This window comes from Streptomyces coelicoflavus (assembly GCF_045041415.1).
Lineage (GTDB): Bacteria > Actinomycetota > Actinomycetes > Streptomycetales > Streptomycetaceae > Streptomyces > Streptomyces coelicoflavus.
Window position 1 is genome coordinate 4,613,427 of the sequence record NZ_CP108218.1, and the last position, 13,165, is coordinate 4,626,591.

Here is a 13,165-nt window from a genome sequence, read left to right on the forward strand (position 1 = left end):
GACTGCATGAGCACTCAGGCCGACCACGGGCACGAACTGGTACCCCGTCCCGAGCAGACGCCGGACGCGCTGCGGGCCGCCCTCGCCGTCGTTGCCCCGGGGCGTCTGCCGGAGATGCAGCAGACCAAGGAAGAGGCCTTCGCCAAGGCCCTGGAATGGCAGTCGCTCAGCCCGGTACGCGGCTGGGCCCTGGCGTGGGCCCGTGACATCGAGATCGCCCGCCGGCCCGACCTCGCGGCCCGCCACTCCAGGGCCAAGGGCAACCTGGAACACGAGGACGCGGACGTGGCCCGTGAAGCCCTGCGAGAGCTGAGCACCGTCCTGGACGAAGCGATGACGGCAGTTCGCGCTTGAGCTGGGCCTGGGAGTACGCCTTCGGCGCCGAGGAAGCCGCCCGAACTGCTCCGCCAGTCTTCCTGACCGCGGTGGAGCACAGGGCCGCCGAGCTGGTCAGAGCGGCAGAAGCGCGGTACCTGCACGGTCGGGCCCACGTCGGAGACGATCCGAAGGGCGGCGACATCACGGTTCCCGGTGGGATGTTCACGTACCAGATCGTCGTGCGGGACGAACGCGTTCACGTCGTCCAGATCACCTACCTGGGCTTCTGAGGCGGCCGCCCGCCCGGGCAAGACCGTGCAGGCCCCTCAGCGGCCGCCCAGCGCCTCCAGTTCCCTGGCCGCCTCCGTCAGGTCCTTCGCCGTGTCGATCGCGCGCCAGTAGGAGCCCTGGGGGATCGGGAAGCCGGCCAGGCGGTGTTCGCGGGCCAGGCGGGGGAAGGTGGTGCGCTCGTGGTCGCCGCGCTCCGGGAGCATCGCGGCGAACTCGGGCGAGAAGACGTAGACGCCCGCGTTGATCTCGAACGTCGACGGCGGTGCCTCGATGAAGTCGGTGATGTGGCCGAAGCCGTCCGTCTGCACGGCGCCCCACGGCAGCCGCGGGCGGGCCAGGGCGAGGGTCGCGACGGCGTCCCGCTCGGCGTGGAAGTCGGCCAGGTCGCGCAGCGAGAAACGGGTCCAGATGTCGCCGTTGGTGGCGTACCAGGGCCGGTCGGGGTGCGGGAGGTGCGCGGCGGCGTACTTGAGACCGCCGCCGCGGCCCAGGGGCTCGGTCTCGACGACGGTGGTGACGGAGAGCGGCAGGTCGGCGCTCTCCAGCCACCTCTGCAGGACCTCGGCGAGGTGGCCGCAGGAGACCACGACGTCGGTGACGCCCTCCTCGGCGAGCCAGGCGAGCTGGTGGCCGATGATCGGCGTCCCGGTGCCCGGGATCTCGACCATCGGCTTGGGCCGGTCGTCGGTGTACGGGCGCAGCCGGGAACCCTGCCCGCCGGCCAGGACGACGGCTTGAACGGGGCGGCGGGACGCGGCGTTCGGATCGGTCATGCCCGAACTGTACGCGGCGCCCCGGCCCTCCCCCGAGGGTGCTCAGCTGTGCGCGGCCAGGACGCCCGAGGCGAAGGCGGTGTCGCAGACGGGGCGGGCGTACGACTGGGCGCGCGTCGGGCCGTACGCCTTCACCGCGGCGCGGCCCAGCGCGCGGGCGATGGTGGCGCAGTGGTCGGCCAGCGACGGGCGCTCGTTCACCGCCTGCTGGAGGTGGGTCAGCGCGATGCCCGGGTCCTCCTCCTGCAACTCGGTCAGCAACCGGTCGCGGAGCACCTCGTGCGGGGCGCGGGCGGCGCGGGCGGAGGACGCCTTGGAGGACGAGGCCTCCGACGCGGCGAGCACCGAGTCCGAGGGATCCCCGGACCAGTCGACGCGGGTGACCGCGAGAGTCCCGGAGAGCACCAGGACGACGGGCAGGACGAAGGCGAGAGAGCGGCCGATCCGGTGGGCGGGGCCCCGGCCGCGTCGCGTCTGTCGGGTGGAGGAGTGCTTCACGGAGTGCTTCACGCGAGTGAGGGTAGCGCCCGGTAATGATTTGGCGACATTTAGTCACCCCATCGGGGGATGATGAGTTGCCTTCGGCGCGGTAATGGATTGACGAACACGGGTCGAAACGTCCGGTGTGCCGGGGTATTTGTCGACAACGAAAAGAGCCCCGCAGCAGGCCGCGGGGCTCTTTTCGTCAACGCGGGTGAAATCACCCGGTCGCGTGGTTTCTCAACGGGAGGTTTCGCGGGGGATTGCCCCGCGCGACCCCGCTCAGTCGGTGAGGCGCTCGCCCGTGGAGGACGAGAACACGTGCGACTCGCCCGGACGCGGCACCACGTGGACGGTCGTGCCCTTCTCCGGCACCGCGCGGCTGCTGACCCGGACCACGAGGTCCTTCGACTCGCCGCCGACCTCGACCGTGCCGTAGATGTAGCCGTCGGCGCCGGTCTCCTCCACGACGTTCACGGCGACCGCGAGGCCGGCCGGGGCGTCCGCCGAGTCCTTCGACAGGGTCTTGGCCGCGCCGCCGTTCAGCTCCACCACGTCGAAGTGCTCCGGACGCACACCGACGGTGACCGTGGTGTCGCCCTTGTCGGCGGCGGCCTTCAGGGCGTCGCGGTTGACCGGGACGACGCTGTTGCCGAACTTCACGCCGCCGTCGGTGATCGGGACCTCGACCAGGTTCATGGCCGGGGAGCCGATGAAGCCGGCGACGAAGAGGTTCGCGGGCTTGTCGTACATGTTCCGCGGGGTGTCGACCTGCTGGAGCAGACCGTCCTTGAGGACCGCCACGCGGTCGCCCATCGTCATGGCCTCGACCTGGTCGTGGGTGACGTAGACGGTGGTGATGCCCAGACGGCGCTGGAGCGAGGCGATCTGCGTACGGGTGGAGACACGGAGCTTGGCGTCCAGGTTGGACAGCGGCTCGTCCATGAGGAACACCTGCGGCTCACGCACGATCGCGCGGCCCATCGCCACACGCTGGCGCTGACCGCCGGAGAGGGCCTTCGGCTTGCGGTCCAGGTACTCGGTGAGGTCGAGGATCTTCGCGGCCTCCTCGACCTTCTTGCGGATCTCCGCCTTGTTGACGCCGGCGATCTTGAGCGCGAAGCCCATGTTGTCGGCGACCGACATGTGCGGGTACAGCGCGTAGTTCTGGAACACCATGGCGATGTCCCGGTCCTTCGGCGGCAGGTGCGTCACGTCGCGGTCACCGATGCGGATGGCGCCGCCGTTCACGTCCTCGAGCCCCGCGAGCATCCGGAGCGAGGTGGACTTGCCACAACCGGACGGGCCGACCAGGACGAGGAACTCGCCGTCCGCGATGTCGATGTCGAGACCGTCGACGGCGGGCTTGGTGGAACCCGGGTACACACGGGTCGCCTTGTCGAACGTAACTGTGGCCATGGTGAATGGGCCCCCTTCTACCGGCAGGAACGTGCCGGACGATCCGTTGTAGGAAGGTGGTGGTGTAGTCCACACGGGTGAAGCTGAGCAGGACGGTACCCGGCGTTCACCTGATCTGTCAGTAGCTGGGAGTCTGTGAATTTCGCCGAAATTTTCGAATTCCACCGTTCACCGGGCTCTGTGTACAGTGGAGCAGCCTGCGCGCGCCCGCCGCGCGCGTGCCTCCTTAGCTCAGATGGCCAGAGCAACGCACTTGTAATGCGTAGGTCGTCGGTTCGAATCCGACAGGGGGCTCCGCACCGGTACGACGACGTACGACGACGCCCCCGCGATCCTGGATCGCGGGGGCGTTCGGTATGGGGCGTCCGTTTATGGGGCGTCCGGCGTCGGGCCTACTTGCCCTCCGGAAGCGGCTCCGCCGCGCAGACCGTGCCGGGGTCCGGGAGCTTGCCGTTCAGCAGGTAGGCGTCGACGGCGTTCCGGACGCAGGTGTTGCCGCTGTCGTAGGCGCCGTGGCCCTCGCCCTCGTAGGTCAGCTCCACGCCCACCTTCTCGCCGAGGCGTTCCGCCATGCGGGCGGCGCCCTCGTACGGGGTGGCGGGGTCGCCGGTGTTGCCGACGAGGAGGACGGGGGGTGCGCCGGGGGCGCCGACCTCGGGGTGCGGGGCGGTGCCGGGGACCGGCCAGCCGTCGCAGGTGAGGGCGGACCAGGCGAGGCCGGGGCCGAAGAGGGGAGAGGCTTCGAGGAAGTCCGGGAGGCGGGACCGCACGTCGGCGACGGTGTAGCGGTTGCTGGAGTCGTCGCAGGTGATGGCGCGGAAGGCGTCGTCCTCGTTGCTCTGCTCGTCGGTCGTGTCGTCGTCGGTGTCGCCGCCCTTGCCGCCGTGTTGGCCGAGGGCTTCGGCGAGGTCCTCCAGGACCTCGCCGTTGTCGTCGGTGACCGCCTCCAGGCCGACGCGGAGGGCGGGCCAGTAGTCCTGACGGTAGAGGGCGCCGGTGATGGCCCCGATGAGGGCGTCGCCGTCGACTTCGCCGCCGTCGGGGGTGGGGAGCGGGGTGTCGTCGAGGGTTTCCTCGAGGTCGAGGGTGAGGTCGACGATGTCCTCGGCGTCGTCGCCGAGCGTGCAGCCCTGCCGGGCGCACCAGGCGGCGAAGTGCTCGAAGGCGAGCTGGAAGCCGCCGGCCTGGGCGAGGGCTTCCTCCATGGCGTCGTGGGTGGGGTCGACGACGCCGTCGAGTACGGCGCGGCCGACGCGGTCCGGGAACAAGTGGGCGTAGACGCCGCCGAGTTCGGTGCCGTAGGAGATGCCGAAGTAGTGGAGCTTGTCGTCGCCGAGGACGTGGCGCAGCAGGTCCATGTCCTGGGCGGCCTGGGTGGTGCCGACGTACGGGAGGACGTCGCCGGAGTTCTTCTCGCAGGCGGCCGCCGTTTCGCGGTTGAACCGGACGAGGGCGTTGGTCTCGTCGCCGCCGTCGTCGGGGGTCCGGTCGATCTCGTCCTCGTCGGGGAGGCCGGCGTCGAGGCAGCGGACGCCGCTGCTGTCGCCGACGCCGCGCGGGTCGAAGCTGACGAGGTCGTAGCGCGTGCGGAGCTTCTCGTAGTCGGGGGCGAGGCCGGGCAGGGTGGCGACGCCGGAGCCGCCGGGGCCGCCGAAGTTGAAGAGCAGGGAGCCGATCCGGTCGTCCGGGGCGCCGCTGGAACGGGCCCGGATCAGTGCGAGGTCCATGGACTCGCCGGAGGGGTTCTTCCAGTCCAACGGCGTGCGCAGGGTGGCGCACTGCCACCGGGTGCCGTCGGGGAGCGCCGCGGGAGCCTCGCCGCCGCCCTGGGCGGGGGAGGGGGCGGGGCAGGTCTTCCAGTTCGGGGACTGGTGGCGGAGCTTGGTCAGGGCCTGTGCGTCGGTGGTGGTGCCGCCGGTGCCGCGTTGCCGGTCGCGCTCCTGGTCCGTGGGCGCGCAGGCCGTCAGGGAGGAGGCGAGCAGGGTGGCCGTGGACAGCAGGACGGCGGTGGATATCGCTCGTGCTGTGGGCATGGCCTCAGCCTCTGGCGGCCCGGCGTGAGGCGCCTGGTGTGGCGTCCGTTCGGGTGGGGGCCCGGCTGTTCCCGGGAGGATGCGGGGCCCCGCCGGTTCGGGAACGTCGTCCCGTGGCGGGGCCCCGGACGGGTCAGGAGGAGCGGTTGGCGCTGGAGGGGCCGAAGAACTCGATCTCGGCGATGGCGACCTGCTTTTCGGCGGACGCCGCGTGGGCGGACTCGATGGTGAAGCGGACCTTGGTGACCTCGCCGACGCGGAACGGCCGTCGCTGGCCGCCGGCGCCCTGGTCGAGGGTGAGGTCGCGGGTCTTGATCGAGCCGTCCTTCATGGTGATCGTCGCCTTGATGCGGTGCGGCAGGGCGGATTCCTGCAGCTTGTTGGCGCTGGAGGAGACGCCGGGGGTGATGATCACGTCCAGCAGGCGGGTCGGTTCGGTGAAGGTGGCCTCGATCCACTCGCCCTTGCCGGACTCCGAGATGCCCGGCCCCCACCAGGTGTTGCTGAGCTTGTCGATGAGAAGTTCCGGCTTGTGGCCGGGGAAGGAGCGCGAGGCCTTGATGCCGTCGGGGGAGACGGGGGCGCGCTTGGCGAAGTGGTCGCGGGTGTTCTGGATGCCGTCGGGGATGTACATGAAGCCGAGGACGGCCAGGGTGGCCACGACGGCGACGGTGATCCAGGTGCCGATGCGGTCGAAGACGCGGCGCAGGCGCGGGCGGTCGCCGGCCCACGGGGTCTCGCGGCGCCGTCCGCCGAAGAGCCGGCGCCACCAGGGGGCGCGCACGGTGGCCTGGTCGCCGCTCGCGACCAGGGGCATGGCGCAGCGGGCGCAGTAGTGGCGGTCGGGGCGGTTGGGGGTGGAGCACCAGGGGCAGGGCGGGCCGTTGGCGATGTCCGGCTGGTGGCCGGGGGCGCGGACCTGGGGGCGGTCCGCGTCGGGGCGGCCGGGCAGGACCGGGGCGACGGCCGGGGGAGGCGTCGGGGCCGGGGCCTCGGGGTCGGCGACGGGGACGAGGAGGGAGCGGGCCCGGTCGGACATGGTGTCGCTGAGGGCGTTCGGAGCGGGGGCCGGGGCGGGAGCCGCTGCCGCGGCGGGCACCGGGGCGGTGGGGGCCGTCTCGTCGGTGGCGGGTGCGCCGTTCCCGGCGGTCGTGCCCGGCGGACCGGACTGACCCGCCTGAGCCGCCTGGGCCGCCTGGGCCGACTGGGCCGCCTGGGCCGCTTGGGCCGCCTGGGCCGACGGGTCCGGCTGACCCGGCTGATCGGACCGGCCGGACGGTCCGGACCGGTCGGCGGAGCCCGCCGCCCGGTCCGGGTCGCCCGGGGTGTCCCCCGGGGCGGCCGTGCCGCCGGGGTCCGGGGTGCCCGCGGCGCCTGCCGTGCGGCGCGGCTGGGGCAGGGTCGGGTTGTCCCCGATGGTGCCCGTCGCCGGTTCGGCGGTGCCGTCCGCGGCGGGGGCCGGGGCCGGGCGGCCGGTGCGGGCGGGGGGCACGCCCGCACCGCCGAAGGCGTCGAAGGCGGGGCCCCGGTCGGACGTGGCGGCCGCGGGCTGCGCGGTGCGTGCGGCGCCCGCCTGTTCCCAGCTGAGTACGGCGCCGCACGCGTCGCAGAAGGACTGGCCCGGTTCCGCGCGGGTTCCGCACTCGGCGCAGTTCTGCGTGGTCATCTCTCCGGGGTCCTTTCGGAGGCGGTCACTTCGACCGTGTAGGGCATGTGGGCGGGGCGGGCGGCGGCGACGAGGGTGTCCAGGCGATGGGTGTCGGCCGGTTTCGGGTCGGGCAGCCGGAGGGCGACGTGCAGGTACGGGCGGGGCCGGCCGGGGAAGGGGCCGAGGGGGCGGGCGTTCCAGTCGGCGCCGCCGCTCTCGGTGATCTCCGGTACGGCGCCGAAGGCCAGCCGTACGGCCTCGGAGAGCCCCTGCCGGGTGCCGCGCACGCGGTGCAGCCGGGCGGCGGCGGCGACGGCGGCGCGCAGCCGGGCCTCGGGTTCGGTGCCGTCGGTCTCGGCGCCGACCCAGGTGCCGAGCCACTGGGCGAAGTCGGCCGGGGTGAGGGCGGGGTCGAAGTAGGTGTCGAGGCAGTCCAGGACGCTGAGGATCGGCGCGAGGACGTCGTCGAGCCCGCCGACGAAGCGCAGGGCGAGGTCGTCGTCGGCGAAGACGGCGGGCAGCATCGAGCCGATGGGCAGGGAGGAGCCGAGTCCGTCGACGGAGCCCCGGCGGGAGGCGGGGGCGGTCGTCACGCGCCGTCCCCGATCACGCGGACCCGGTGGTCGTAGGAGAAGACCAGGGCGGGTGCCTCGAGGTCGATGCGGTCGGTGGGGTCGCCGCGCTTGCCGGTGAGGGGGTCGGCCGGGTGCAGGACGACCTCGTCGACGAGTTCGACGCCGGGCACGCGCTGGAGGACGGCGAAGACCTCGCCGGACTGCACGGGGCGTCCGAACGGCCAGCCCCTGCCGTCGGCGCCGCCGGTGAGCGGGTCGAGGTGGCGGTAGAGGGCGTCGTGGGTCTGGCGGCGCACGCGGTCGGCGTCGACGTCGCGGAAGGCGTGGACGGTGGCGACGACGGTGACGCCCTGGTAGTAGGGCGGCCCGACGGACAGGCGGGTCCCGATGAGGCGGCGTTCGTCGAGGTGGCGGGTGATGCGGCTCAGCAGGGCGTCACCGGGGACGAGTTGCTCGAAGCGCAGGCGTCCGCCGGGGTCGGGAACGGCCTGCGGGACGACGAGGACGCGGACGGCGTGGGCGCCGTACTCGTTCTCCTCGCCCTCCAGGCAGGTGATGCGGGCGGTCTCGGGGGCGGCGCGGCGGGCGAGTTCCTCGTAGTCGCGCAGGGTGACGGCGCGTTCCTGGGCGCGCAGCGTGATCGGTGCCCGCAGCTTCGCCTCCTGGACGGTCTCGCCGTCGACGCCGCCCCGGGCGGCCTCGCGGTTGACGACCTCGGAGACGTACGGGATCGAGGTGCGCAGCACCTGTACGGCGCCGCGCGCCACGTTGCCTCCCCTGCCCCCGCCGGTGCGGTAGCGGAGGGCGCGGATGACGGCGCCCTTGGGGGCGACGGTGCCGTACTGGCGCAGGGTGCCGTCGGCCTCGCGGACGGCGGGGCCGAAGGCGATCTCGCCGGTGGCGGCGTCGAGGGTGATGTGGTGGTCGTCGGGGCGGGAGCCGGCGAAGTGCGGGACGACCTGCCAGTCCTGCCAGCCGTCGTCGTCGGCGGTCTGGAGGAGGACGGGCGGGTCGTCGGCGACGACGGGGGCGTGTTCGAGCCTGAGGCGCTGGCCGGGCAGGCCGGTGGACTCGCCGAGGGCCTCGTCGCGGACGGTTTCGGCGTGGACGGTGCCGGTGGTGCCGCCGATCGTGTAGGCCTCGGCGGAACGGATGGTCGGCGAGGTGGTGTAGAAGGGCTGGCCGGGCAGCGGGTCGGTGACCCGGCAGCGGATCCAGCCGGCCTCGTGGCCGCCGTTGCGGGACAGGACGTGGCCGCCGGGCACGTGGAGCACGATGTCGCCGGGGCGGTTGAGGCCACCGGTGCCGTCCCGGTCGACCTCGCAGGACTGCCAGCCGTCCTCGGTCCAGGCCTCCCACACCAGCGGCGGCTGGCGGGGGTCGACGCCGACACCGTCGACGCGGCTGTCGAGTTCGAGGGCGAGCGCGCAGTGGGGGACGGCGTTGCTGAGGCCGATGAGCATGCAGTCGCCGGGCGCGGGGGCCTCGGCGAAGCACATCAGGTCCTTGCCCTCGGCGAGGTCGGTGGTGCGGTCGGTGACGGCCTGGCCGCTGTGCTGCACGACCAGGTGGCCCAGGGCGCACGGGACGACGGTGAGGTCGCCGGTGGTGCTGAACACGATCGCCTCGTCCCGCTCGGTGCGCAGGGTGGCGACCTCGGTGCCGACGGGCACCAGGATGGCGTCCTCCTGCGGCGCGGACAGCCAGAACGTGACGTCGGTGCGGGCCGCGGAGGGCGGGAACAGGGTGATGCCGACGAGGTCGAGGAAGGCGAGGTGGTTCTTCTCCGGCACCCGGTTGAGGCGGTAGACGATCTGGTCGGCCATGTGCGCGAGCGTCTCGACGAGCGTGATGCCGGGGTCGGAGACGTTGTGGTCGGTCCACTCCGGGGCGCGCTGCTGGATGTAGCGCTTGGCGTCGTCGACGAACTGCTGGAAGCGGCGGTCGTCGAGGTTGGGGGAGGGCAGGGACATCAGCGATCGCTTTCGGGAGAGCCCGGGAGGCCCGCGGGGCCGGCCGTACCGTCGGGGAGGTCCGGCTCGTCGTGGGAGGGGATGACGTAGAACGGGAAGACGAGGCTGCGCGGGTTGTTGGTGCCGCGGATCGAGTAGCGGACGTCGATGTAGAGGACGCTCTGGTCGTCGTCGCCGGAGCTGACGTCGACGTCGTGGACCTCGATGCGCGGCTCCCAGCGGTCCAGGGTGGAGTACACCTCGTGCTGGATGCGGCCGGCGGTCTCCTCGTTGACGGGGGCGAAGACCAGGTCGTGGATGGCGCAGCCGAACTCGGGGCGCATCGGCCGCTCGCCGGGGGCGGTGGCCAGGACGAGTTGCATGGCCTCCTCGATCTCCTGCTCGCCGCTGACGAGGGCGATGCCGCCGGTGGGCCCGATGCGCAGGGGGAACGACCAGCCGGAGCCGACGAACTGTTCGGCCATCAGAGAGCCACCTGCCTTCTTCTTCCTGTGTCTGCCGCGAACTCGGTGCCCCGGTACGGCTGTTGTCCGGTCATGCCGGAAGGGGGTACTTGAGGGTGTTGACGAAGACGGCACCGAAGAGGTCGACCTTGACGGCCTTGATGTTCATGTTGGCCACGGCGTTGAGCGACAGCATGCCGGTGGCGTTGATCGTCGTCATGCCGCTCGACGACAGGTTCATGGCGCCGCCCATGGCGCTGATGTTGACCACGCCGCCCAGGGAGGTGAGGCTGACCATGGCCTTGCCCTTGAGGACGAGTGATCCACCGCTGTCGATCATGACCGACCGGCGGCCGCGGAGCGTGAGGCTGGTGCCCGCCTCCACCTCCACCGAACGGCTGCCGGTGATGCTGACGCTGCCCTTGCTGTCGACGGTGATCTCGGTCTTGGTGCGGTCGAGGTTGATGGTCAGCTTGTCGTTGCCGCTGGCGATCCGCACGCCCTGTTTGCGTCCGCCGGTCTGCTGACTGAGCAGGTCGACGCGGTTGCCCTGGCGGTCGGACAGGGTGTGCCGTACGGCCTTCTTCTTCAGGCCGTCGTGCAGCGGGACGTCGGAGACCTTGGTGGGCAGGTCCCGGCCGTTGTAGAGCCCGCCGATGACGAACGGGTGGTCGAGGGCGCCCCGGTCGAAGGCGACGAGGACCTCGTCGCCGACGTCCATGGGGAAGACCCCGCCGCCCCCTTTGCCGCCCATCTGCACGCTGCGCGCCCAGTCGCTGACGTAGGCGTCGTCCAGCCAGGGGAACTGCAGCTTGACCCTGCCCTGCTTGAGGGGGTCCTGTACGTCGGTGACGATGGCGTTGGCGACGCTGGGCAGCCGGGTGGCGCTCGACGGGTCCGTGCCGCCGCTGCCGCCCGAGGCGAGTCCGTACAGGGAGCGCCACTGGCGGCCGCTGACCGTGATCCAGGACTCGTAGGCCACGCCGTCGCCGAAGTGGTGGCGCACCGAGGTGACGGTGTACTTGCCCTCGAAGGGCTTGCCGACGTCGGCCAGGGCGACGGGGACACCGGGCCGCAGGTCGGGGTGGCCGTGGACGGCGACTTCCAGCTCGGCGAAGGAGGAGGTGACGTCGGCGGCCAGGGCCTTCGCGGCGTGCTGGACCTCGTCCTGCTTGTCGTAGGGGTTGGCGGTCTCGACGAGCTTGCCGGGCTTGAACTTGCCCGCGGCCGTTCCCGGGGTCGAGCCGATGCTGATGCCGGGATCGGTGGTGGCGGGCGCGAGTTCGGTGATCTTCTTCTTGGTGGTCACGTTCCAGCCGCGCGACTCGACCTTGCCGATCTGGTCGGCGGCGGTCACGGCGGCCCGCAGCCGCAGGATGTCGTGGCCGGCCTGGAGGACGAAGGTGCTCTTGTCGCCGTCCGTGTTGGGGGAGGGCGCGCCGGCCGACGGCTTCGGCGTGACGAACCGGAACTTCCCCTTGGAGTCCAGGTACATGACCATCTTGTTCTCGTCGGCCAGCCGGGACAGGAAGTCCCAGTCGGTGACGTTGGACTGGCTGATGAACCCGTACATGCCCTTGGTCGGCTGGATGCGGCCGACGGGCACGCCGTCCATGGCGACGAGCTTGCGGGCGATGTCGGAGGCCTTCTGGTTGCGGTACGCGGCCACCCGGCGCTGGCGCATCAGCCGGTGCCCGTAGTCGTAGCCGCGGATGACGGTGAAGCTGCCGGTGCCGTCGTAGTCGGTCTCCAGGCCGGTGACCTCGCCGGTCAGCAGGGGGTTTCCCTTGCCGTGTCCGTCGGCGATAGGGGTGATCACGACCTTGGTGCCGAACTGCACGTTCAGCTTGCCGAGGAGCCGGTGGTAGGGGTCGCGGAAGGTGAGGCGGAACGCCGCCGGGACGTTGACGCCCTGGTCGACCCAGCCGTCGGTGAGCATCGGGGCGATGGTGTCGGGCAGCTTGGCGCCGCCGATCTTCACCTCGACGATGCTGGAGAAGGAGGGACGCACCATCAGCGAGGCACCTCCTCGGTGGCGGGCAGCATGAGTTCGGTGCCGGTCGGCAGGTGGTTCGGGTCGTCGATGCCGTTGGCCTCGGCGATCACCCGCCACGCGTTGGCACTGCCGTACTCGCTCCAGGCCAGCGACTGGAGGGAGTCCCCCGCGACGACCCGGTGCACGCGCTGGGCAGTGAGGGCGCCGGAGGTCGGGTTCTGGCCCGGGGTCGGGCCGGGAATCTCCACCAGCGCCATCTGACAGGTGGCGCGGATGGGGACGCCGGTGGTGCCGAAGAGGCTGTACTGGGTCTCGATGGACGCGACGTAGGCGCTGAACCGTGCCGTGGAGAACGAGCCCCACTCGAAGACCACCCAGGGCGGCGACGGCTGGTCGGCGGCCAGGCTCTTGGCGGTCACCTCGCAGCACAGCAGCAGCGAGTCGACCTTCTTCATCACGGTGTTGCCGTCGGGCTTCATCGAGGAGTCCAGGAAGATCTCCAGGGTCATCTCCCGCGGCTCGGCCCCCATGAACTGAGGCTTCGCGGCCTTGCGCACGGCCGCCGTCGGTGTCGCCGTCCACTGGGCCCGCTGGCTGAGGGACAGCTGGGCCGGGTTGAACTCGAAGGCGAACCTCCGGATCAGCGCTCCGGGGGTGGTGGAGTCGCCGGTGGGCGGCTCGTGGATGGCGAGGTTGGCGCGCACGAGGCTCTTGCCGGCGCCCTTGCTGCTGGCCATGGTTCTTCCTCTCTCTGCCGGTGCCGGGCGCCGTCAGTCCGTGAATCCGTGGTGGGCGATCTCCAGGACCTCGTTGGCCACGGACGGGCTGTTGGGGTCGAGGCTCGGGCCCTGCCAGCTGACGGGCAGGACGTCGATCAGCCCCCAGCGGGCGACCAGCGTCCCGTCCGCGCGCAGCGCCGAGATCTGAGCGGTGGGCCGCTTGATGCCGGTCTGCACGGAGGAGATCCACTTGGCGACCTTCGCCGTGTCCGGCGTCAGGGGCCGGGTCAGCCGGATGTTGGAGAAGGTGACGCGGGTGGGCAGTTGCCAGACGAAGCCGTTGTTGCCGCCCTCCTGGCGCTGCTCCACGTCCACGTGGGTCGACAGGCCCTCGCACCCGTTGAAGTAACCGAGGCTCTCGCCGTCGATGGCGAGGCTGAACCAGATGGAGGAGCCCGGGTCCTTGCGGGTCATCGAGGGTCGGCCTTTCTGTCGTA

General features: G+C 71.8%; 13 protein-coding genes and 1 tRNA gene. 3 read left to right on the forward strand and 11 right to left on the reverse strand.

The genetic code is table 11. The features are described from left to right. Nucleotides 1-6: 6 nt before the first annotated feature. Together OHA99_RS20580 and OHA99_RS20585 are read left to right on the forward strand one after the other, a co-directional pair. Nucleotides 7-354: a hypothetical protein gene (locus tag OHA99_RS20580; RefSeq protein ID WP_153179207.1), complete on the forward strand. Its 348-nt coding sequence runs from the start codon at nucleotides 7-9 to the stop codon at nucleotides 352-354. After that, nucleotides 351-608 (forward strand): hypothetical protein, encoded by a 258-nt coding sequence (locus OHA99_RS20585; protein WP_405697133.1) that lies wholly within the window; start codon nucleotides 351-353, stop codon nucleotides 606-608. Before OHA99_RS20580 ends, OHA99_RS20585 begins: the two co-directional genes overlap by 4 nt. 36 nt (nucleotides 609-644) lie before the next feature. On the opposite strand, the gene OHA99_RS20590 is transcribed toward OHA99_RS20585, so the two are convergent. The 3 genes from OHA99_RS20590 to msiK all read right to left on the reverse strand — a co-directional run bounded on the left by OHA99_RS20590 (nucleotide 645) and on the right by msiK (nucleotide 3,281). Beyond that, a complete protein-coding gene (locus tag OHA99_RS20590; RefSeq protein ID WP_153179209.1) occupies nucleotides 645-1,382 on the reverse strand; it encodes a nucleotidyltransferase family protein in 738 nt (245 codons plus the stop codon). A gap of 42 nt (nucleotides 1,383-1,424) precedes the next feature. Further along, nucleotides 1,425-1,880, reverse strand: a complete 456-nt coding sequence (locus OHA99_RS20595) for a hypothetical protein (RefSeq protein ID WP_153181896.1) — start codon at nucleotides 1,878-1,880, stop codon at nucleotides 1,425-1,427. A 264-nt stretch (nucleotides 1,881-2,144) separates the two neighbouring features. Next, nucleotides 2,145-3,281, reverse strand: coding sequence for a diacetylchitobiose ABC transporter ATP-binding protein MsiK (gene msiK, locus OHA99_RS20600; RefSeq protein ID WP_007450959.1), 1,137 nt, complete (start codon nucleotides 3,279-3,281; stop codon nucleotides 2,145-2,147). 220 nt (nucleotides 3,282-3,501) lie between these two features. Here msiK and OHA99_RS20605 point away from each other — a divergent pair. After that, nucleotides 3,502-3,575 (forward strand) — tRNA-Thr (locus tag OHA99_RS20605). Nucleotides 3,576-3,673: 98 nt separating this feature from the next. Here OHA99_RS20605 and OHA99_RS20610 read toward each other — a convergent pair. The 8 genes from OHA99_RS20610 to OHA99_RS20645 form a co-directional block, all read right to left on the reverse strand. Then, complete coding sequence (locus OHA99_RS20610; protein ID WP_405697135.1) at nucleotides 3,674-5,314, reverse strand: alpha/beta hydrolase; 1,641 nt, start codon at nucleotides 5,312-5,314, stop codon at nucleotides 3,674-3,676. A gap of 133 nt (nucleotides 5,315-5,447) precedes the next feature. Then, nucleotides 5,448-6,980, reverse strand: coding sequence for an NADase-type glycan-binding domain-containing protein (locus tag OHA99_RS20615; protein WP_405697137.1), 1,533 nt, complete (start codon nucleotides 6,978-6,980; stop codon nucleotides 5,448-5,450). Beyond that, nucleotides 6,977-7,486 (reverse strand): phage tail protein, encoded by a 510-nt coding sequence (locus OHA99_RS20620; protein ID WP_164246917.1) that lies wholly within the window; start codon nucleotides 7,484-7,486, stop codon nucleotides 6,977-6,979. The genes OHA99_RS20615 and OHA99_RS20620 overlap by 4 nt, the downstream gene beginning before the upstream one ends. A gap of 65 nt (nucleotides 7,487-7,551) precedes the next feature. Further along, entirely contained in the window at nucleotides 7,552-9,510 is a 1,959-nt protein-coding gene (locus OHA99_RS20625) for a putative baseplate assembly protein (RefSeq protein WP_153179228.1), read from the reverse strand. Continuing rightward, nucleotides 9,510-9,974, reverse strand: coding sequence for a GPW/gp25 family protein (locus OHA99_RS20630; protein WP_153179229.1), 465 nt, complete (start codon nucleotides 9,972-9,974; stop codon nucleotides 9,510-9,512). The genes OHA99_RS20625 and OHA99_RS20630 overlap by 1 nt, the downstream gene beginning before the upstream one ends. Nucleotides 9,975-10,044: 70 nt before the next feature. Further along, nucleotides 10,045-11,967 (reverse strand): VgrG-related protein, encoded by a 1,923-nt coding sequence (locus tag OHA99_RS20635; protein WP_153179230.1) that lies wholly within the window; start codon nucleotides 11,965-11,967, stop codon nucleotides 10,045-10,047. Continuing rightward, nucleotides 11,967-12,686, reverse strand: coding sequence for a LysM peptidoglycan-binding domain-containing protein (locus OHA99_RS20640; protein WP_153179231.1), 720 nt, complete (start codon nucleotides 12,684-12,686; stop codon nucleotides 11,967-11,969). Before OHA99_RS20640 ends, OHA99_RS20635 begins: the two co-directional genes overlap by 1 nt. A gap of 33 nt (nucleotides 12,687-12,719) precedes the next feature. Continuing rightward, a complete protein-coding gene (locus OHA99_RS20645; protein ID WP_054101634.1) occupies nucleotides 12,720-13,142 on the reverse strand; it encodes a phage tail protein in 423 nt (140 codons plus the stop codon). Nucleotides 13,143-13,165: the final 23 nt, after the last annotated feature.